Here is a 19,160-nt window from a genome sequence, read left to right on the forward strand (position 1 = left end):
GGAATTGGGACTAATTCACTTTCGCGAACAGCGTCAGCAGACGTGCGGTTTCCAACACCAGCGCGTCCCGTCCGGCCTTGATGTACTTGCGGGAGTCCACCACGGAAGGGTTGGCATCCAGGTAATCACGGACGGCGCGGGTGAAGAACCCGTTCAAGTGTGTGGATACGTTGATCTTAGTCATACCGGCCCGGATTGCCGCCACCAGCGTTTCATCCGCCACGCCGGAGGACCCGTGAAGGACGAGCGGAAGCTGGACGGCCTGTTTGAGCCGGGTGATGAGCGCGAGGTCCAGGGCTGCGCTCCGCTGGGTCATGGCGTGGGAGGACCCGACGGCGACGGCCAGGGCATCGACGCCGGTGGCACCGACGAAGGAACGGGCCTCGGCGGGATCCGTCCGGACTCCCGGAGCATGGGCACCGTCCTTGCCTCCCACTTTTCCGAGCTCGGCCTCGACGTAGACTCCGCGGTCCTGGGCGTATCCGGCGATCCTCCGCGTGACTTCGACATTCGAGTCGTAAGGCAAGTGCGCGCCGTCGTACATGACGGACCCGAACCCGAGGTCGACGGCCTGCAGCGCCAGCTCTTCGGATTCGGCGTGGTCCAGGTGGAGGGCCACGGGCACCGAAGAGTCGCGGGCGATGGACATGGCCCCCCGGGCAATCGGGACGAGCCCGCCGTGGAAACGGACGCAGTTCTCGGAGATTTGCAGGATCAGCGGGACGCCCGCGGCCTCCGCTCCGGCAACCAGTCCTTCCGCGGTTTCGAGGTGGATGACGTTGAAGGCGCCTTGTCCGATTCCGTTGGCGGCGGCGGTATCCATGAGTTCCCGTGTACTGACGAGCGTCACCGGGTCTCCTTCCAGCTGAGAATGAGTTGGTCTTCGAGGTCCGCGTAAAGCGGCGAGATCTCGCCGGCGGCAGGCATGAGCACCGCGGCGGCGGACCAGGCCGTTGCCCGGCGGAGGATCGTGGGGATGTCGGTGATCCCGTCGGCGAGCGCGACGGCGGCAGCCGCCACTCCGGCGTCGCCGGCTCCCGTGGGGTTGCCGCTGAGCGGTTCCGGGAGCCGTGCGCTCCAGTAGCCTCCGGGAGCCGCATCGTGGAACGCAAGCATCCCTTCGGCGCCGGCACTGACCAGGACGGTCTTCGCTCCGAGGGCGATCAGTCGCCGTGCTGCGACGTCAAGGCTGCTTTCCCCTGTTGCTTCGAGGAGTTCGTGGTTGTTGGGTTTGAGGAGGTCCGCCCCGGCCCGCGCTGCCGCGACGATCCCGGGACCGGAGGTGTCGACGACGGCGGGAATCCCGGCGTCGTGCGCCAGGCGCACCAGCGCGGGGTAGAAGTCGGCGGGCGCACCGGGCGGCAGGCTCCCGGAACCGACAAGCACTCCCGCGCTTTGCCCGTCCGGGTTGTCGATGTGCAGGGCGTCGACGACGGCGGCGGCGAGCGCCTGCCATTCGGATGGTTGGAGGGGACTCCCCTCTTCATTGAAGATGGACGTTTCGCCGCCCACCGTATCGACGAGGGCGATGCTGCGCCGGGTGTCCGCGGCGACTGGAATCAGGCGATGCGGCACGCCGCTGCTGCGGAGTTCGGCGGCAAATTCGGCACCGGCCGCGCCTCCCGAGGGCGCGAGCGCCAGCACGGGATGGCCCAGCTGGTGGGCCACTCGCGCGACGTTGAGGCCCTTTCCGCCTGCGCGGCTGAGGGGTGCGGCAACGCGATGGCTTGCTCCGGGGGTGATCCCGGCGACGTGGTAGCTGAGGTCGATGGCCGGATTGGGCGTGACGGTGATGACCCGTTTGATGGCCCCGTTCATCGGCCCGACCCCGTGCCGGAAGCGGCCTTCGCAGCCGGGAGCAATGCCCGGGCCCTCATGGCGGCGCCGAGCAAACCCGCATCCTGTCCCAACTGGGCGCGCATGATGATGGGCCGCCGTTGGAAGTCGAGCAGCTCGTCGAGGCGCGAACGCAGCGGCTGGAGGAGCCCTTCCCCCGCTTCGGCCAGTCCGCCGCCCACCACCACTGCCTCGGTGCCGATGATGCTGACGCATTGGCTGAGGCTGAAGGCGAGGGCGTCCACGGCGTCGGCCCAGATCCGGGCCGCAAGTGGGTCGCCGGCTGTGGCCCGTTCGAGGACTTCACGGGCGCCGGCGCGCGGAGTGCCGGCTTTGTCGCTGTAACGCCGGGCGATCGCTCCGGCGGAGCCGACTGCCTCAAGGATCGTGTGGCCCGGACCGTCGGGGTCCGGAACGAGGGCGTGGCCCAGTTCCCCGGCGAAGCCGCCCGCGCGCACCGGGTATCCGTCGGAGATGACGGCGGCGGCGATGCCGGTGCCGACCACCATCACCACGACGTTTCGAAAGTCCTTGGCGGCTCCGAAGCGGCATTCGGCTTCGGCCGCCGTGCTGACGTCATGCCCGAAGGAGACCGGCATTCCGAGGCGCTGCGCGGCTTTATCCCCGAAGGGAAAGTTCCGCCAGCCCAGGTTCGCCGAATAGATCCCCACTCCGGTGTCGGAGTCCACGATTCCCGGAACCACGATGCACGCGGCCTTCGCCGGGTGGCCGGGGAACTCGGCGGCAAATTCCGACGCCAAGCCCTCGACGGCGTCCAGGATCGCCTCGCCCGGGCGCAAGGGATCGTGCGGCGTGGCGGTGCGGCGCAGGCCAAGGACATTCCCGGCCGTGTCCACAAGGCCTGCCTTCAGATCCGTCCCGCCCACGTCGAAGGCCAGGACTGCGGATTCAGCGGCTCCGAGAACCATGGGATTGCCTAAGCCGTGGCGTTCAGGACAACAGAGCGCGTCAGGTTGCGCGGCAGATCGGGATTGAGGCCGCGCACGCGTGCCCGCTCCAGCGTGACCTTATGGACCCGGGCCAGCTCGGCGAGCGGGTGCTTGCCGGTGTGGACGTAGAGGGCGCCGGTGCGGCTCATGTCGGCATCCAGGCCCTCGGGCTGCGGGCCGAAGATCCACGTCACCCGGCCAGGGGCCGCGATGGAGATGGGACCGTGCCGGTATTCCATTGCCGGATAGGATTCGGTCCATCCCTGCACCGCTTCGCGCATCTTGAGGCCGGCTTCGTGGGCCAGGCCAACGGTCCAGCCGGTACCGAGGAAGGTGAACTGTTCGGCGTCGAGCAGCTCCTGGGAAACGGCTTCGGTCACAGCGGTACGGGCGTCCTCGATTGCCTCGCCGAGTTCGATGCCCAGGCTCGCGAGGAGGTACACCAGGGCGGTCGTGGCGAAGCGGGTCTGGACCACCGACTTCTCGTCCGCGTAGGGAAGGCCGATCACGACGTCGGCCAGCGTGGTGATGGGCGAATCCATGTCCCCGATCACCGCGATGGTGCGGACTTTCCCACGCAAGGCCTCGAGGAGTTCAAGCACCTCCGTGGTGGTTCCGGAGCGCGTAATGGCGATGACGGCGTCGTATTGGCGGCCGGCACTGTTGTGATTGAGGAAGGCTTCCGACGCTGCGAACGCGTCGGTGACGCCTTTGCCCGCGGCTTCGCGGGCAGCGGCATAGCTCTGCGCCATGAACCACGAAGTACCGCAACCGACGACGGCGATCCGCTCACCGTCAGCGGGAAGCAGGCGCCCTGCCTTGGCTTGCTCAAGTTCGCATTGCCCGATGGCCCGCTGCCAGACCTCGGGCTGCGAAACAAGCTCTTCTTCCATGAAGGCCCCGAGGGTGTTGTTACTCATCGCACTTACCATTCCTGTCCGCGCTTCTTCGACGCACTCTTCAACACTCAACCATTTGACGTTTTATGATCCATATAAACACTAAACGATCATATTCAATCGCACAAGGATCGCGGAGGGCTTCAGCGCGCCGCGCAAAAAAGCAGGGCCCCTCCATCTGGAGGAACCCTGCTTTTGCGTGCCGGATTGAGTTGCTACACCGCCCGGACACCCGCCCGCCACACCGCGAAAGTCAGCGGAATACCGGGCCTGTACGCCAAGTGCGTGGCCGACGGCGCCTTGAGCATGTGCAGGTCGGCGCGGTGCCCGACGGCGATCGAACCCACCGCGCGTTCGCCGTCGACGTCGTTGCCCGACTCCCTGCCGAGCGCGAGAGCACCGCCATACGTCGCGGCCCGGACGGCCTCGTGGACGCTCAGGTGCATCTGCAGCACCGCCGTGGTGACGCAGAAGGCGATGGAACTCGTGTAGGAGGTGCCCGGATTGCAGTTCGCGGCCAAGGCGATCTGCACCCCGGCGTCGATCAAGGCGCGGCCCGGGGCGAGCGGCTGGCGGGTGGAAAGATCGCAAGCGGGCAGGCAGGTGGCAACCGTGCCGCGCGTGCCCGTTCCGGTGGAGGCATCCCAACCGCCCCAGGTTCCGGCGAGCGCTTCGATGTCCGCGGCCGAAAGGTAATTGACGTGGTCGACGCTGGCGGCACCGAACTCCACGGCCAACTGCACGCCGGGCCCCTCACCCAGTTGGTTGCCGTGCACACGCAGGCCCAGGCCCGCGTCGCGGCACGCGGTCAGGACCCGGCGCGATTGCTCCTCGGTGAAAGCGCCGCGCTCGCAGAAGACATCGGCCCACTGGACGTACGGGCGGACTGCGTCGAGCATCGGACCGCAGACGAGGTCCGTGTATTCCTCGGCGTCGGCTCCGGCCGGGACCAGGTGCGCGCCGAGGTAGGTGACTTCATCGACGGTCGCCGCCGCGATGCGTGCGCTGCGGGCCTCGTTCTCCAGGTCCAGTCCATAGCCGGTCTTGCTCTCGAGGTAGGTGGTGCCTTGGGAGACGGCTTCGGCCACGCGCCCGGCGGCGAGCCGGGTCAGTTCCCCATCGCTCGCGGCCCGCGTCGCGCCGGTGGTGACGGCGATGCCGCCGGCGCTGTAGCTCTGGCCGGCCATCCGTGCCTCGAATTCGGCGGTGCGGTCCCCGGCGAAGATCAGGTGTGAGTGCGAGTCAACCCAGCCCGGGAGCACGGCGCGGCCTTCCGCGTCCACGTGCTGATCGGCCGAGGGAGCCTCCGACGCCGGACCGATCCAGGAAATCCGCTCACCTTCGATCACGACGGCGGCGTCCTTGAGGACGCGGTGCCCAGCGTCCTGGGTCATCAGTTCGCCGATGTTGCTGATTAGTGTGCTCGTCTGCCCGCTCATGAACCTATTGTTCAACGGCGGATGGACCATCGGGCCGCTGCGAGCTCCCTCGGTGTCCGGGATGCCGGACTAGTGCCGGATGCATAGTCCAGGATTTCCGCGGCTGCGAGCTCCGCGATGGCGGACGAGGTCTGGAAACCGTAGCCGCCCTGCCCCGCAAGCCAGAAGAAGCCGGGAGCCTCGGCGTCGAAACCCACCACCGGCACCCCGTCGGCGGCTTCCGTGCGCAACCCGGTCCAGGCTTTGGCCACTGCGCGGATGCCCAACGAGGTGATCGAATTCAACCGGGTCACGAGTTCTTCCACGTCGCCGGGCCGCGGTTGCGCGTCTTCAGGGCCGCTCGGCACCGTCTCCGACGGCGAAATGAGCACCTGTCCGCCCTCGCGCCGGAAGTAGTACGTGTCATCAGCGGCGCACACCATGGGGCTCCCGGGCGGAAGCGGGTGCTCGACGTCGACGATGGCCGCCGTGCGCCGGAACGGCTGCAAGCCCAGCTTCTCCACCCCGCTGAGCACCGCGAGTTCATCTGCCCAGGCACCTGCCGCGTTGACGACGACGGCCGACTGGAAGGCTTCCAGCCCGGCGCCCACTTGCCAGCCGGAGCCGAGGCGTTGGGCCGAATGGACCTTGGCGCCGGTGATGATGTCCACTCCCCCGGCCTCGGCACGTTGCCGGTGGTCCTCCAAGAGCACTGGCGTGTTGCAGGCGAATGACTCTGTATCCAGGCCAGCTGCAGTGAAAGCCCCGGGGTTCAGGGCCGGGCACAGCTTGAGGGCTTCGGCATGCGTGATGGGGTGCATGTGCCCGCTGGCTGCTGCCTTGACGGTGGCTTCGTCGCCCACCAACATGAACGAGCGCGGTTCCAGCACCGGTACCGGCAGTGCTGCGTCGCGGGCCGCCATCAGCTCCAGCGTGCGGACGGTGAGTTCCTGCACGACGGCGGGTCCGTAGCTGGGGATCAGCTGCCGGGCCGAGCGGGAGGACGTGTGGTAGGCCAGTGTCTGTTCGGCTTCCACCAGGGCCACCGAACACTGGCCTGCCAGCGCTGACGCGAGCGACAACCCCGCGATGCCTCCCCCGACAATTACCACATCATAATTTGCAGCCATTCCCCCATCCTGTCAGCGCGCAGGCCCAGATGCGAGGGGGCTACTCCGTGGCGGAGGGTTTGATGCCGCTGTAGGGAGTCCACCACGTGAGCGGCTCCGTGACGGTGAAGCGCCGCCCGGAGATCGAATCCGCGGGAACCCGCACGAAATGGTCCTTCTTGCCGGATTCCCAAGGAAACAGGGGCAGCGAGAACGAGTTGATGACGTCGTCCAGCTGTTTGACGGGCGCCGCCTTCCCGTGGAGGACAACACTCCATGCGACGCCGGTGTTGGGGTCGACGCCGTCGACTTCCATGGCTACCGGGAATTCGCCCAAGGCCGCGGCGAGCTTTGTGCCCGCCCCGGTCCGGAAGACAACCGTCCCTTGGTCCACGGTGTAATTGATCGGAAAAATGTCAGGGTGGTCTCCGAGCCACACGGCCAGCCTGCCGACGGACACGCCCCTCAGGAGATTCCAGCATTGCTGCGAATCCAACACCTCGGTTACACGTTGTGCTGCATCTTTGTCCATGCTGCAGATACTAGGCCTCCGATCCCCCTCGGGACAGGGCTGAGGCAAAGGGGTTCAGCGCAGGTACTGGAGTTCCTTGAAATGGCCGACGTAGTCGTCCAGGAGCGCTTCTGCCACCCTGACCGAGTCCACGAGCGGGTTCAACGCCATCGCCTTGTAGGCGGAGCTCCGGGAACCCGTGAGCGCAGCGTCGATCGTGGCCCGTTCCACCGCTTTGGCATTGACGACGAGCCCGCGCGCGTAGTCCGGAAGAGAATCGGCCGGGAGCAGGCGGACTCCGCGGGCATCCACGAGGCAGGGCGCCTCGATGACCGCGTCGTCGTCGAGCTCAGCGAGGGTGCCGTTGTTGGGGACGTTCAGAATCAGCCGGGCCGATTCACCCTGGCTGATGGCACGCATGATCGCCAAGGCAACGGCCTCGTAACCGCCCGACACCAGATCCCCGGCGTCGCGTTCGAACGTACCGGCCGCGTCCCTGTTGCTCTGCATGTACGTCTCTTCGCGATCCAGCTTGGTCTTTTCCCAGAGCCTAAGGGCCGACTTCGACGACGGGACCCCCGGAGCGGGCTCCGCACCGCCGTCGTTCGCTTCCGCCAACCCGCTGTAGAAGGACGACTGCTGCCGGGCCAAGTAGGCGCCGCGGGTGGTTCCGGCGCGCCGGTCGGCGTCGAGCGCCTCGCGCTTGAAGTAGTAGTAGTGCAGATACTCGTTGGGAACCGCACCCAAGGCCCTGATCCACGAAGCGCCGAACAGCCGGCCTTCTTCGAAGGACTCGATGGCGCCGTCGTCGGAGAGGAGCCGCGGCAGGACATCCGTACCATCGACCACCAGCCCGCGCAGCCAACCCAGGTGGTTCAGGCCGATGTAGTCGATCTCCACGGAGCCATCCCGAAAAGCCGCAGCACCACGGTGGACTCCGGCGGCGAGCAGGCAGCGCCGGGCGAGCCCTACGGGGGAATCGCAGATCCCCACCACCTTGTTGCCGAGGACCCGCGTCATGACCTCGGTGATGACCCCGGCCGGGTTGGTGAAGTTGATGAACCAGGCGTGCGGGGCATGCTTCTTCACTGCCTCGGCGATGTCCAGGACCACGGGAATGGTCCGCAAGGCATAGGAAATTCCTCCGGCGCCGACGGTCTCCTGCCCGATGACACCGTGCGCGAGGGCGATCCGTTCATCGGCGGCGCGCCCCTCCAGCCCGCCCACCCGGATGGCGGAGAAGATGAAGTCGGTACCCGGCAGGGCTTCCGACAGCGCCGTGAACGTCCTCACCGAGGGAGCGTCGGGCACCCCCTCGGCCATCCCGGCGAGGACCTTGGCCACCACGCCCAGGCGCGCGGGGTCCGTATCGAACAGTCTCAGTTCGGTGACCCGTCCGGGCCCATGGTCCGACAGCAGTGCTGAATAGACCAGGGGTACCCGGAATCCCCCGCCGCCCAGGATGGTGAGGATCATGGGAAACTCAGAGCCCCGCGGCCGCGCGGCTCTTCACGAAGGCCTGGACGCAGGCTTCGACGTCCTCGGAGCTGTGCGCGGCCGAAAGCTGCACGCGGATCCGGGCAGCTCCCTTGGGTACCACGGGGTAGCTGAACGCCGTGACGAACACTCCATGGTGGAGCATCTCGTCGGCAACCTTCGCGGCCGCCACAGCGTCGCCGAACATCACCGGAATGATGGCGTGTTCGCCGTCGAGCAGTTCGAAGCCTTCCTCGCTCATGCGACGGCGGAACAGGGCAGCGTTCTCGAAGAGCCTGGAGCGGAGCTCGCCCGAGCCCTGGACCAGCTCAATGGCCTTGATGGTGGCGGCGACGATGGCCGGCGCCAGCGAGTTGGAGAACAGGTAGGGGCGGGCCTTCTGGCGCAGCATGGCGATGATTTCACTGCGGCCGGACACGTAGCCGCCCGAGGCGCCGCCAAGGGCCTTGCCGAACGTGCCGGTGTAGATGTCGATCCTGTCGGAAACACCCGCGTGTTCCGGAGTTCCGGCGCCGGTGGCTCCCATGAAGCCGACGGCGTGGGAATCGTCCACCATGACCAGGGCGTCGTGTTTTTCGGCGAGATCGCAGATGGCTTCGAGCGGCGCGAGGTAGCCGTCCATGGAGAAGACGCCATCCGTCACGATGATCTTGCGCCGGGCCGGGGCATCGCCGGTGGAGGCCTCGATCAGCTTGGCTTCGAGGTCAGCCATGTCCTGGTTGGCGTAGCGGAAGCGCTTGGCCTTGCTGAGCCGGATGCCGTCGATGATGGAGGCATGGTTCAGGGAATCAGAGATGATGGCGTCCTCGGCCCCGAACAGGGACTCGAAAACGCCTCCGTTGGCGTCGAAGCAGCTCGAGAAGAGGATGGTGTCTTCGGTTCCCAGGAACTGTGAGACCCGGGCTTCGAGCTCCAAGTGCAGGTCCTGGGTGCCGCAGATGAAACGCACGGAGGCCATGCCGAAACCGCGCTCGTCCATCGCGGACTTGGCGGCCGAGATGATGTCCGGGTGGTCTGCCAGGCCAAGGTAGTTGTTGGCGCAGAAGTTCAGGACGGTGTTCGCCGGCTGGCCGAGCTGGCCTGCCGAGATGTGGCTGGCCTGCGGCGAGTCTATGTGGCGTTCGGTCTTGAAGAGGCCTGCGGTGCGGATCTCGTCAAGTTCGCCCTGCAGCTGGTCTTTGATGCTTGAGTACATGGTGGCTCCTGGTACTGGGGTCTTGGGGAGGACTTTACGGTGTCTTAGATGTCGGTCCAGTCGAGGACAACCTTGCCCCCGGTGCCGGCGCGGGCGATTTCGAAGCCCTTTTCCCAGTCGGTGGCGGACAGCTTGTCCGTGACGACGGCGGAAATGCGGCTGTGCAGTTCGGGGTTGGAGGACAGCATGGCGCTCATGGCGTACCAGGTTTCGTACATTTCGCGGCCGTAGATGCCCTTCAGGGTCAGCATGTGGGTGACCACTTTGCCCCAGTCGATGTCGATGGACTGGCTGGGCAAGCCAAGCATGGCGATGCGTCCGCCGTGGTTCATGTTGTTGATCATCTCAGGCAGGGCCGTGGGATGCCCGGACATTTCCAGGCCGATGTCGAACCCCTCGCGCATGCCGAGCTCGAGCTGGGCATCCTTGACGCGCATCTTCGACACGTCGACGGCGAGGTCCACGCCCATCTTCCGGGCGAGTTCAAGGCGGGGAGCGGACACGTCCGTGATGGCGATCTTGCGGGCACCGGCGTGGCGCGCGACGGCGATTGCCATGAGCCCGATGGGTCCGGCACCCGTGATGAGCACGTCCTCGCCGACGAGCGGGAAGCTCAGTGCGGTGTGGACGGCGTTGCCGAAGGGATCGAAGATGGCGCCGAGCTCCGGGGTGATGGAGGGATCCTGGTGGACCCAGACATTGGTCTCCGGAATCACGACGTATTCGGCGAAAGCACCATCGCGCTGCACGCCCACGGACACCGTGTGGATGCACATCTGGCGGCGGCCCGCACGGCAATTGCGGCAGATGCCGCAGACCACGTGGCCTTCACCGGAGACGCGGTCACCGACCTTGACGTCGCGGACGTCCTCGCCCACGGAGACCACTTCGCCGTAGAACTCGTGACCGGCGATCAGGGGAGTCTCGATGATGCTCTGCGCCCAGGCATCCCAGGACTGGATGTGCAGGTCGGTTCCGCAGATGCCGGTGGTCATGACGCGGATCTTGACGTCGCTGGGACCTGCCTCCGGCTCAGGACGTTCGACGAGTTCGAAACCAGCGTGGGGACCGGACTTGTAGAGAGCCTTCATGGGTCTTCCTAACTCAAGGGATTGGGCCGCTTGTGTGCCGTTTCACTTCATTGAAGCCCCACGGACTGTTTAGCACAACTAGGTTTTTCTCAATCAACGATTTAGCATTTACTAAATGGAAGTGCATCAGCTCCAAATGCTCAGGGAACTAGGAGATCTCGGCAGTGTCAAGGCCGTGGCCGAGACGCTCATGGTCACTCCCTCGGCCGTCTCCCAGCAGCTCGCCCTCCTGCAGAAGTCGGTGGACGTGCCGCTGACCCGCAAGGAAGGCCGCGCCCTGGTGCTCACCGACGCCGGCCGGGTCCTCGCCGATGCCGGAGCCGCCGTCGTGAATGCGCTCGCGGACGCCCAGGCCGCCATCGGCGCCTACCACGGCTCGCCTGGTTCGACCGTGACCGTGAGCGCCTTCCACAGTGCGGGGCAGGCTTTGTTCGCTCCGCTCGCGGCATTGCTGACCACCGCCCGCAACGCGGCCCCTGAAAACAGCGTTCCCCGCGTGAAGCTCGCCGACGAAGACGTTGCCCAGGAAGACTTTCCCGGCCTGGCCGCGCGCTATGATCTGGTGCTGGCGCACCGGATGGAGCACAGCCCCGAGTGGCCCACCGACAAAGTAGCCGTGATTCCGCTCGCCAACGAACCGCTCGACGTCGCGCTGCCTGCCGGGCACCCGCTCGCGGCGCGCCGCGAACTCAGGCCGGCCGACGTCGTCGGGCAGCCCTGGGTGACCAGCCGCGACGGTTACTCCCCCGCCGACGTGCTGGCCGCCGTCGTCGCCGTCAGCGGGCGTCCTGCCGATGTGCTGCACCGCATCAACGACTATTCCACCGTGGCCTCGCTCGTGGCCGACGGCGGCGCGATAGGTTTGCTCCCGCGGTTCACCGCCCAGCGCGTCCTGGACGCCGGCGTGGTGCTGCGTCCACTGGCGGGGGTGAATTCCGTGCGCAAGATCGACATCCTGGCGAGGCCGGAAACCCTGAAACGGAAATCGGTCATGACGGTGTGCGAAGCACTGCAGACCGTCATGACCGAACTCGCCGGGGGCACCTCACAACCCAACTGACTCGCATTTAATGTCGTTATGGGCCCTCAAAACGACAACAAATGCGAGCCAGTTGGGCACCGGCCTCTAGAGTTCCCGGACCCGGGCCGGCTGGCCTGCGTTGAAGTACTCCACGAGTTCTTCGGGCAACGCCGGAACCCGCTTCGAACAACCGTCACCACGGAGGGACTCGGTGGCGAGCACTCCCGCGGCCACGGCCTCCCGGGCTGCGATCGGCGAGGTCGCGGTGGCTCCCCCGTCCTTGGCGAAACGCAGGAACTCGGCGATGAGCAAGGGGTCCGCGCCGCCATGGCCGCCTTCTCCCTCGCGGACCTCGACCCTCTGGTCGGGCTCGGCGAAACCGCTTGTGCGCGTGGTCCATACATGGATCTGGTCGCCGGCGCCGTCACCGAAGTTCTCCATCCTGCCTTTGGTGCCGATCACCGTGTAGTTCCGCCAATAGTCCGGGGTGAAGTGGCACTGCTGGTACGAGGCGAGCACACCGTTGTCCAGGACCATGTTCATCATCGAGATGTCCTCGACGTCAATCGTCTCGGCGAGATCCGTCTGTTCGGTGGGAGGCCAGTTGTCAACCGAGAACCAATCCCCCATCCGGCGCCCCGTGTTGTCGCGACGGGACGCGACGTCCCCGTAGACGGCCAGATCGCCGATCGCCTGCACCGTGGTGCTGTATCCCCCGGCGAGCCAGTGGATGACGTCAATGTCGTGCGCGCCCTTTTGCAGCAGCAGCCCTGTGGTGTTGGCACGCTGGGCATGCCAATCCTTGAAATAGTAGTCCCCCCCGTTCCCCACGAAGTGCCTGCACCAGACTGCCTTGACGTCACCGATGGTCCCGGCCTGGATGATCTCTCGCATCTGTACCACCACCGGCATGTGCCGCATGTTGTGGCCCACGTAGAGCCGCGTTCCGGTGTCGAAGGCTGTCTGGAGGATGAGGTCGGCCGCTTCGAGCGTGACGTCGAGCGGTTTCTCGCAGAAGGTGGGGATGCCCGCTTTGAGCGTCCGGACGGCGACGGCGGCGTGCTGGTTGTCCGGGGTCAGGACCAGGACCGCGTCCAGGTCGGAGGCCAACAAAACGTCCAAATCGTCGGTGATGACCGCCGTCGGGATCTTCTCGGCCGCATCGGCCCTGCCGCGCTCGCCCAGGTCGCACACGACCGTGACTTCCGAACCCTGGCCAGGTTTATGCGCGTGGCGCCACAGCGACGACCGCAAGCCGAATCCGACGATGCCTACTTTGAGGTCCATAAATACTTTCCTAACTCGATAAGTTGATGCACTGGCGTGTTTGACCCACGCGCTGCGCGATTCCCTGGTTGACCAGCTCGCGAGCCCTCCGGTAATGAAGGGGGTCGTGGCTGAAGCTGTCCATGGCGAGGCTTCCGCCCGAGCCGTCCGTATCGATGAGCGCCAGCGCCTCCTCGCGACCGGCCAGCTGTGCCAGGAGCGAGAGTGCCCGGTGGTCCCACATGGCCTGGGCGAACACCTTGTAACGGATCGATTCCCACGGCACCCCGTCCGGTCCCGGGTAGACCATGAAGGCATCGCCGCCCGGAAAGGCTCCCCCGGCACAGGTGTCCTTGAACGGGTCCACGGGCGCCAGGGAATGAGCCGTGTTGTAGAAGTTGAATCCCCAATGCAGGAATCCCGCACATTCCAGGGCGAAGAGCTGGTGGCCCAACACCCGGTTTCGCACTGAAGGCATGGAAATGAACCGGTTGGCAACGCCGGTATCCTGGGCGACGCAGTAATAGACCCACAGATTCTTCACCCCGGCCGCCAGGAACGGCGCCACGGCGTCGGTTGCCACCACCGGATTCGGCACGGCCCCGCTGCTGTAGAACTCGAAGTCGCTCAAGGCGTCAACCACCGTCAGCCCGTCCAGGAGATCCGCGACGATGGCCTTTGCCTGTTGGTATCCCGCCAGGGCCTCGGCGCCCTCCGGTTCATCGGAAAGGTGGAAAATGACCCGATCAAGCGACCAATGCTCTGCCAGGAAGGAGCGCAGGGCCGGCAGCAGCTCGGCCATGAGCTCCCGGTATGAAGCAGCCGATGCCGGCACGTCCCAGCCGAAGCGCCGTTCGAGTCCCTGGGCAGTCTCCACGTAGATCGCCGGGGTTGCCTTGGCCCCCCATTGGGTGAACAAATGGGCGATTTCCAAGTACTCTATGCCGTGTTCGGCACACAGGCCCACCCAGCGCAGCAGCTTGCTGAAATCAAAGTGGTAGCCGGAATCTTCGCGAATCCCGATCAGCTGGGTGGGCAGCCTCGTTCCCCCGACTGCTGTGTCGAGCGGAGGGGTCCATGTGGGCGTCAGGAGCGAGTTGGCGCCCATCCTTGCCGCGGATCCCATGAAGGCATCGATGATCGACCAATGCTCTTCGCCGAAGACCCCGACGCCGTAGTGGCTCGCCAAGCCGTCGCAATGGAACCAGTGGGCGTTCACGATTTCCAGTTCCGGGGCCTGCGCGGGCATCACGGTGACGCAGATGTGGGTGCTGAAGAGCGTGTTGCCTTCGGCGTCCCGCACGGAGATCCCGAGTCCGTGCTCGCCGGCGTTCTCGGCGGATGGCACCACGAAGTCGATCCATGCAGCCGTCCATTGCCCGTAGAGGGGCCTGATCAACCCATCCGGGGCTGGCCGCAAAAGGTCTGGATACAGTCCGGGGGTGTCCCGGTCGTAGCCGCCGTCATGCTGCGGGAATGCCGCCAAGGAACACGGCACCAGCTCAACCTGCGAAATGGTGGCGAACCCTGCCGACGGACCATCGATTGCAACTTCCAACGCCCCCGCCAGCCGGAAACCGTGCTTCATAGGCGGCCTGAGGGCCACTTGGACCGACGCTGTCTCGCCGGGGAAAACGGACACCGGGATGGTCCTGTCGAACGGCCGTGGTGGAGCGTCCGGGTAGACCTTTTCCAAGGAGTCCGCCAGTACGAACGACCAGCCGTTCAGCTGGACCGGGTTCTGTTCCGTCAAGGGCTGCGATCCTTTCCTGCGTGGGGTCTTTGCGTGGGGTCTTTACTTGAGTCCGGAGCGGCCGATACCCGCCATGACACGCTTCTGCATGAGCAGGAACATGATCAGGATCGGGGCCATGGCCATGAGCGATGCCGCCATGAGGATCGGGTAATTGTTGGCGTGCTCACCCTGGAGGTTCGAAAGCCCGACGCTCAACGGTGCGGCGTTCGCCGTCGACGTCACCACCAAAGGCCACAAGAGGTCATTCCAGGACCACAGCACGGTAATGATGACGAGGGCCCACAGACCGTTTGCTGCCAAAGGCAGCATGACCCGGAAGAAGATCTGGAACGGATTGGCGCCGTCGAGCCGTGCCGCGTCTTCGAGTTCGTCCGGGAGGCCCATGAAGAACTGACGCATCAGGAACAGTCCGAAGGCGCTGAAGATGCCCGGAGCCACGATGCCGGCGATGCTGTTCAGCCAACCCAGGTTTTGGATGATCTGGTATTGCGGGATCAGGAACAACTGCGACGGCACCATGATGATCGACAAGACGACGGCCAGGATGAGCCCTTTGAACCGGAACTGCATCCGCGCGAAGGCGTAGCCCGCCATGGAGCAGAGAAGCACCTGCCCGATCACGCGGATGACCGTGATTGCCACCGTCACCCAGAGCTGGGAACCGAAGTTCATGGACGTGAAGACATCCGCGAAGTTGTGCCACTGGACAACGCTGGGCCACAGCGTGGGCGGAGTGCTTTGGACTTCCGCGTTCGTCGAAAGCGACATGACGATCTGATAGAGGAGCGGCGAGATCATGGCCAATCCGCCAATGGCCAGTACGCAGTGCGCCAGGACGTTCGAGCCTTGCTTGCCGCCCTTGGCGCCCTTGGTGCCCCGGTTTTTGCCTGCCGGGCGCGGGGTACCTCTGCCCTTGGTGCTGCGGCTTTTGCCGTCCCGGCCCGTGGGTGCGCCTCCGGCTTGAGGCGGATCTGCAACCGGTCCGCTGCGTCGCGATTCGACGCCGCTTTGTGTTGAGAGCATCGATTCAGACATAGTTGACCCACCTCTTCTGGATACGGAATTGGAAAGCGGTCAGAAGAGCGATGATGACCAGGATCAGGATGCCGATGGCTGCCGCATAGCCCTTGTCGTTCTGCAGGAAGGCCTGGTTGTAGAAGATGTACACGAGGCTTTGCGTCTGCGGCATGGCCAGGTTCGCCTTCCCCATCATCACGTACAGCAGATCGAACAGCTGGAAGCCGCTGATCACGGTGACGATCGTGACGAAGAAGATGCTGGGCGTCAACAGCGGTACGGTGATGCTGAAGAATTGGCGGACCCGGCTGGCGCCATCCATCTCCGCGGCTTCGAAAAGCTCCCGCGGAATCTCGCGAAGTCCCGCGCTGATGATGATGAGGTTGAATCCCAGCGACATCCAAAGACCCACGGTAGCCACGGCGAGCAGCGCGAATCCCGGCGTCGATGTCCAATAAGGGCCTTGGATCCCGAACAAGCCCAGGAACCAGTTGATGGGTCCGAAGTCGCCGTTGTAGATCAGCCTCCACACGATCCCGACGGCGGCCGGCATGGTGATGTACGGAATGAAGTACAGCGTCCGGTACAGGGCCGCGAAGCGCAGGCCGGGACGCTCGATCAGGGACGCAAGGATGACCGCGATGGGAATCCCCAGCAGCACGACCACCGTATAGATCAGCGTATTGAGGATTGATTGCGGAATGGTGGAATCCGCGAACAACCGCACGTAGTTGTCCAGGCCGATGAACTTGGTTCCTCCGAAGACTCCCCACTTGGTGAAGCTGTAGTAGAACGTCTGGACGATCGGCCAAAGATAGAACACGCCGATTCCCGCAACGGTTGGCACCACGAACAACCACGGCCACCAGCCATCCGACTTGGATTTTCCATTGCGGCGGTCCCCCGCTGCTTGGGCGGCACGGACACTCTTGGATGCCGGCGTCAGGATCTGGGCTTTCATGATTCTTTGGCCAGCGCTGCGTTCATCTGGCTGGCAAGGTCCTTGGCGACGTCGGCAACCGGCTTGGTCCCGGCGAAGGCCTGCGGCAGCAAGGTGTTCTCGAGTTCGTTCCAGGCGGCCGTGTTGGCAGACGCCGGATAGGGCGAGGCATCCTTGGCGAGGTCGAGGAAGACGGTGAGGTCAACGGAGGGAACAGCCTTGACCCAGGCATCCTGGGTGCCGTTGAAGGCCGGGATGACGGTTCCGGTTTCCGCCTGGATCTTGGCCGCATCCTGGGTTCCCAGGAAAGCGACGAACGCCTGCGCCGCAGCGGGATTCTTCGCATTGGCGGGAATCACGTTGGCAAGTCCGTGGATCACGCTCTGGTTGCTCTTCGGCCCCTTCGGGAGGCTGACAATGCCAAGATCGTCACCAAGAGCCTTTTGGGCCGGCCCGACGGTCCAGGAGCCGTCCATGGTCATCGCCAATTTCCTCGACGTGAACATGTCGCTTGAGGAGGTGTCCGTCAATTGCTGCATCGACGGCGATACGCCGGATTCGATCAGGTCGCGCCAGAACTGGAGGCCGGCGATTGATCCGGCGGTGTCGTATCCGGACTTCTTGCCGTCGGCCGAGATGATGGTCCCGCCGGCTTCGATCATCGTGTTGTAGTAGCTGGTCTGGCCGCCCGTGAGGTCGCCGGCGTATCCGTAGACGCCCTTGCCCTGGTAGAACTTGGACAGTTTGGCACCGGCGGATTTCACGTCATCCCAGGTCCAGCTGGATGTCGGCTCGGACACCCCGGCTTCCTTGAAGAGCGCCTTGTTGTAGAAGAGCGCGCTGGTATCGAAGTCCTTGGGGACCCCGTAGAAGGCCCCGTTCACCGTGTACAGGTCCACGAGCGCCTTCGGGTAATGGGCGGTATCCACTGCCTTGCCGGACACCAAGCCGTCCAGCGGCATCAGCTGGTTGTTTTGCGCGTAAAGCTTGATGTGCGGGCCATTCATCCAGAAGACGTCCGGCAGGGTGTTGCTGCTTGCCTGGGTCTGGATCTTCGTCCAGTAGGCAGAACCCTTCGACGGCGTGACGTCGATGGTGACCAAGATGTTCGGGTATTGCTTGTTGAATTCGGTCACGATTTTCTGCATCGCGGGCTTTTGCGCCGCGTCCCAGATGGCGTAGCTCAGCTCCGCGCTCAGGTCCTTCGCGGGAGCGGCGTAGGCGGCCTTGGCTGCGCTACCCCCTGCGGCGCTGTTCCCACCGCAGGCGGCGAGCGAAACGACGGCGGCGCCGGCAGCCGCAAAGGAAAGGAATGACCTGCGGGTCACGTTGTGGTTCATAAGAATTCTCCGATGTCTTGGTCAGAAGACCGACGGTCCTTCGGGGGCGGGCCCGCATTCGGCGAACAGCCAACCCAACTGGTGTTGTGCAGTCGATCACATCATGTTAATCGTTTAAAGACAAGATTCTGAGTGATCTTTCCTTAACTTTTTCGGATAGAAAACGTCATCAAAGTGCAAAAAGGACGGATCGCCTGATCATCGGGCACGCGCCTAGACAAACCGCGGGGATGGCACCGGGTCGGCACCGGGGGCTCCGGGTTCTCGCACCGGGCGCCCCGGATTTCACGCAGAGGGCGCTGAGTCCCTCACGATGAGCTTCCACGGGAATTCGAGGATGCGCGCGGGTCCATCGGGATTCTCTGCACGGTCGAGCAGGAATGCGGCCAGGCCATCGAAAAAGCCCTCAGGACCAACGGTGGTCAACGACGGCGTCATGCGCTCGCCTTCGGTGGTGTTGCCGATACCGATCACTTCGACGTCTTCTGGAATGCGGAGTTGCAGCCGTTGGGCCGCATGGATGGCGGCTATTGCCGCGAAGTCGGTGGTCGCATAGATCGCGGTCGGACGGTCCGCCCGCTGAAGGAGCCGCAACGCCGCATCGAACGCGCTGAGTCCGTCGCGGTCGTACGCCTCGACGTAGTCGTCCCGGTACTCCAAACCGGCTTTGGCAAGGCCGCGCGTGTAGGCGCCCAGGCGGATGTCGAGTGTGCTCATCGAAGGTGCCGAGGAGATCAGGCAAGCCACGCGGCGATGCCGGGCGGTGAGGTGCTCCACTGCCAGATCGCACGACGAACCCACCACCGGCCGCACGACGTCGAATCCCTCAGGTTCCATGGTGTCGCTGAAAACCACCAGGCGCTGCAATCTTGCCGCCTGCGCCAGCAGTTCGACATCACCGGGCTCGTCGGCGCCATCGATGAACGTCACGTCCGCGTTTTGCCGTTTGAGGGCCACCCGCCAGTCGGTATCGGCCAGGATCATCGGCGTAATGCCGTGCCGAGCCGCGGCCGTACCAACAGCGCGGCTTACGTCCAAGGCCCACGGATCCGAGATCATGGTGAGCGACAACATGAGCAGGTTCGTTCGGCCGGTGCGGATCGCCCTTGCCGATTGGTTGGGGCGATATCCGAGGGCGAGGGCAGCCTCTTGAACCCGCAGCACCGTAGCTGGCGCCACCCCGGAACCGCTCCTGCTGCCGTCCTTGCCGCTCCTGCCTGAAAGCACATAGGACACGGTCGCCGTCGAGACCCCCGCTGCAGCCGCCACGGACTTGATCGTGGGGCGCATTCGTCTCCTTCGTGGCTAAGCCGC

General features: G+C 65.1%; 17 protein-coding genes. 1 reads left to right on the plus strand and 16 read right to left on the minus strand.

The window, feature by feature from the left end; translation table 11 throughout:
• Positions 1-10: 10 nt before the first annotated feature.
• The 10 genes from KNN17_RS06025 to tdh all read right to left on the minus strand — a co-directional run bounded on the left by KNN17_RS06025 (position 11) and on the right by tdh (position 10,506).
• Positions 11-850 carry a class II fructose-bisphosphate aldolase gene (locus tag KNN17_RS06025; protein WP_241707907.1) on the minus strand — a complete coding sequence of 280 codons (840 nt, stop codon included), beginning with the start codon at positions 848-850 and terminating at the stop codon, positions 11-13.
• The gene (locus KNN17_RS06030; protein WP_241707908.1) at positions 847-1,818 is read right to left on the minus strand and encodes a 1-phosphofructokinase family hexose kinase; all 972 of its coding nucleotides are present in this window, start codon (positions 1,816-1,818) and stop codon (positions 847-849) included. Before KNN17_RS06030 ends, KNN17_RS06025 begins: the two co-directional genes overlap by 4 nt.
• Positions 1,815-2,765, minus strand: a complete 951-nt coding sequence (locus KNN17_RS06035; protein ID WP_241707909.1) for an ROK family protein — start codon at positions 2,763-2,765, stop codon at positions 1,815-1,817. Before KNN17_RS06035 ends, KNN17_RS06030 begins: the two co-directional genes overlap by 4 nt.
• An 8-nt stretch (positions 2,766-2,773) precedes the next feature.
• Positions 2,774-3,706 (minus strand): SIS domain-containing protein, encoded by a 933-nt coding sequence (locus KNN17_RS06040; RefSeq protein ID WP_241707910.1) that lies wholly within the window; start codon positions 3,704-3,706, stop codon positions 2,774-2,776.
• A 194-nt stretch (positions 3,707-3,900) separates the two neighbouring features.
• Positions 3,901-5,124, minus strand: coding sequence for an imidazolonepropionase (gene hutI / locus KNN17_RS06045; protein ID WP_241707911.1), 1,224 nt, complete (start codon positions 5,122-5,124; stop codon positions 3,901-3,903).
• 11 nt (positions 5,125-5,135) lie between these two features.
• The gene (locus KNN17_RS06050; protein WP_241707912.1) at positions 5,136-6,233 is read right to left on the minus strand and encodes an NAD(P)/FAD-dependent oxidoreductase; all 1,098 of its coding nucleotides are present in this window, start codon (positions 6,231-6,233) and stop codon (positions 5,136-5,138) included.
• 40 nt (positions 6,234-6,273) lie between these two features.
• Positions 6,274-6,744, minus strand: a complete 471-nt coding sequence (locus KNN17_RS06055) for a pyridoxamine 5'-phosphate oxidase family protein (RefSeq protein ID WP_078105809.1) — start codon at positions 6,742-6,744, stop codon at positions 6,274-6,276.
• A gap of 54 nt (positions 6,745-6,798) precedes the next feature.
• Positions 6,799-8,199: a 6-phospho-beta-glucosidase gene (locus KNN17_RS06060; RefSeq protein WP_241707913.1), complete on the minus strand. Its 1,401-nt coding sequence runs from the start codon at positions 8,197-8,199 to the stop codon at positions 6,799-6,801.
• 7 nt (positions 8,200-8,206) lie between these two features.
• A complete protein-coding gene (locus KNN17_RS06065) occupies positions 8,207-9,415 on the minus strand; it encodes a glycine C-acetyltransferase (protein ID WP_241707914.1) in 1,209 nt (402 codons plus the stop codon).
• A gap of 44 nt (positions 9,416-9,459) precedes the next feature.
• Positions 9,460-10,506 (minus strand): L-threonine 3-dehydrogenase, encoded by a 1,047-nt coding sequence (gene tdh / locus KNN17_RS06070; protein WP_078105812.1) that lies wholly within the window; start codon positions 10,504-10,506, stop codon positions 9,460-9,462.
• A gap of 115 nt (positions 10,507-10,621) precedes the next feature.
• Between tdh and KNN17_RS06075 the strand changes: the two genes are divergently transcribed.
• Entirely contained in the window at positions 10,622-11,566 is a 945-nt protein-coding gene (locus tag KNN17_RS06075) for a LysR family transcriptional regulator (RefSeq protein WP_241707915.1), read from the plus strand.
• 66 nt (positions 11,567-11,632) lie between these two features.
• On the opposite strand, the gene KNN17_RS06080 is transcribed toward KNN17_RS06075, so the two are convergent.
• The 6 genes from KNN17_RS06080 to KNN17_RS06105 all read right to left on the minus strand — a co-directional run bounded on the left by KNN17_RS06080 (position 11,633) and on the right by KNN17_RS06105 (position 19,136).
• Positions 11,633-12,814 (minus strand): Gfo/Idh/MocA family protein, encoded by a 1,182-nt coding sequence (locus tag KNN17_RS06080; protein ID WP_241707916.1) that lies wholly within the window; start codon positions 12,812-12,814, stop codon positions 11,633-11,635.
• A 10-nt stretch (positions 12,815-12,824) separates the two neighbouring features.
• A complete protein-coding gene (locus tag KNN17_RS06085) occupies positions 12,825-14,546 on the minus strand; it encodes a DUF4091 domain-containing protein (RefSeq protein ID WP_241707917.1) in 1,722 nt (573 codons plus the stop codon).
• 42 nt (positions 14,547-14,588) lie between these two features.
• A complete protein-coding gene (locus tag KNN17_RS06090; RefSeq protein ID WP_241707918.1) occupies positions 14,589-15,584 on the minus strand; it encodes a carbohydrate ABC transporter permease in 996 nt (331 codons plus the stop codon).
• A complete protein-coding gene (locus tag KNN17_RS06095) occupies positions 15,577-16,527 on the minus strand; it encodes a carbohydrate ABC transporter permease (RefSeq protein ID WP_241707919.1) in 951 nt (316 codons plus the stop codon). Before KNN17_RS06095 ends, KNN17_RS06090 begins: the two co-directional genes overlap by 8 nt.
• Positions 16,524-17,846: an extracellular solute-binding protein gene (locus tag KNN17_RS06100; RefSeq protein ID WP_241707920.1), complete on the minus strand. Its 1,323-nt coding sequence runs from the start codon at positions 17,844-17,846 to the stop codon at positions 16,524-16,526. Before KNN17_RS06100 ends, KNN17_RS06095 begins: the two co-directional genes overlap by 4 nt.
• A gap of 285 nt (positions 17,847-18,131) precedes the next feature.
• A complete protein-coding gene (locus KNN17_RS06105) occupies positions 18,132-19,136 on the minus strand; it encodes a LacI family DNA-binding transcriptional regulator (protein WP_078105818.1) in 1,005 nt (334 codons plus the stop codon).
• Between the last annotated feature and the right edge of the window lie 24 nt (positions 19,137-19,160).

This window comes from Arthrobacter bambusae (genome assembly GCF_022606295.1).
Lineage (GTDB): Bacteria > Actinomycetota > Actinomycetes > Actinomycetales > Micrococcaceae > Arthrobacter > Arthrobacter bambusae_A.

What these genes read in the sequence shown, in the direction of transcription:
- KNN17_RS06100 (WP_241707920.1), bottom strand. Translation starts at nt 17,846, where the DNA reads ATGAACCACAACGTGACCCGCAGGTCATTCCTTTCCTTTGCGGCTGCC.
- tdh (WP_078105812.1), bottom strand. Translation starts at nt 10,506, where the DNA reads ATGAAGGCTCTCTACAAGTCCGGTCCCCACGCTGGTTTCGAACTCGTC.
- KNN17_RS06065 (WP_241707914.1), bottom strand. Translation starts at nt 9,415, where the DNA reads ATGTACTCAAGCATCAAAGACCAGCTGCAGGGCGAACTTGACGAGATC.
- KNN17_RS06060 (WP_241707913.1), bottom strand. Translation starts at nt 8,199, where the DNA reads ATGATCCTCACCATCCTGGGCGGCGGGGGATTCCGGGTACCCCTGGTC.
- KNN17_RS06105 (WP_078105818.1), bottom strand. Translation starts at nt 19,136, where the DNA reads ATGCGCCCCACGATCAAGTCCGTGGCGGCTGCAGCGGGGGTCTCGACG.
- KNN17_RS06075 (WP_241707915.1), top strand. Translation starts at nt 10,622, where the DNA reads ATGGAAGTGCATCAGCTCCAAATGCTCAGGGAACTAGGAGATCTCGGC.
- KNN17_RS06055 (WP_078105809.1), bottom strand. Translation starts at nt 6,744, where the DNA reads ATGGACAAAGATGCAGCACAACGTGTAACCGAGGTGTTGGATTCGCAG.
- hutI (WP_241707911.1), bottom strand. Translation starts at nt 5,124, where the DNA reads ATGAGCGGGCAGACGAGCACACTAATCAGCAACATCGGCGAACTGATG.
- KNN17_RS06040 (WP_241707910.1), bottom strand. Translation starts at nt 3,706, where the DNA reads ATGAGTAACAACACCCTCGGGGCCTTCATGGAAGAAGAGCTTGTTTCG.
- KNN17_RS06050 (WP_241707912.1), bottom strand. Translation starts at nt 6,233, where the DNA reads ATGGCTGCAAATTATGATGTGGTAATTGTCGGGGGAGGCATCGCGGGG.
- KNN17_RS06080 (WP_241707916.1), bottom strand. Translation starts at nt 12,814, where the DNA reads ATGGACCTCAAAGTAGGCATCGTCGGATTCGGCTTGCGGTCGTCGCTG.
- KNN17_RS06090 (WP_241707918.1), bottom strand. Translation starts at nt 15,584, where the DNA reads ATGTCTGAATCGATGCTCTCAACACAAAGCGGCGTCGAATCGCGACGC.
- KNN17_RS06030 (WP_241707908.1), bottom strand. Translation starts at nt 1,818, where the DNA reads ATGAACGGGGCCATCAAACGGGTCATCACCGTCACGCCCAATCCGGCC.
- KNN17_RS06035 (WP_241707909.1), bottom strand. Translation starts at nt 2,765, where the DNA reads ATGGTTCTCGGAGCCGCTGAATCCGCAGTCCTGGCCTTCGACGTGGGC.
- KNN17_RS06095 (WP_241707919.1), bottom strand. Translation starts at nt 16,527, where the DNA reads ATGAAAGCCCAGATCCTGACGCCGGCATCCAAGAGTGTCCGTGCCGCC.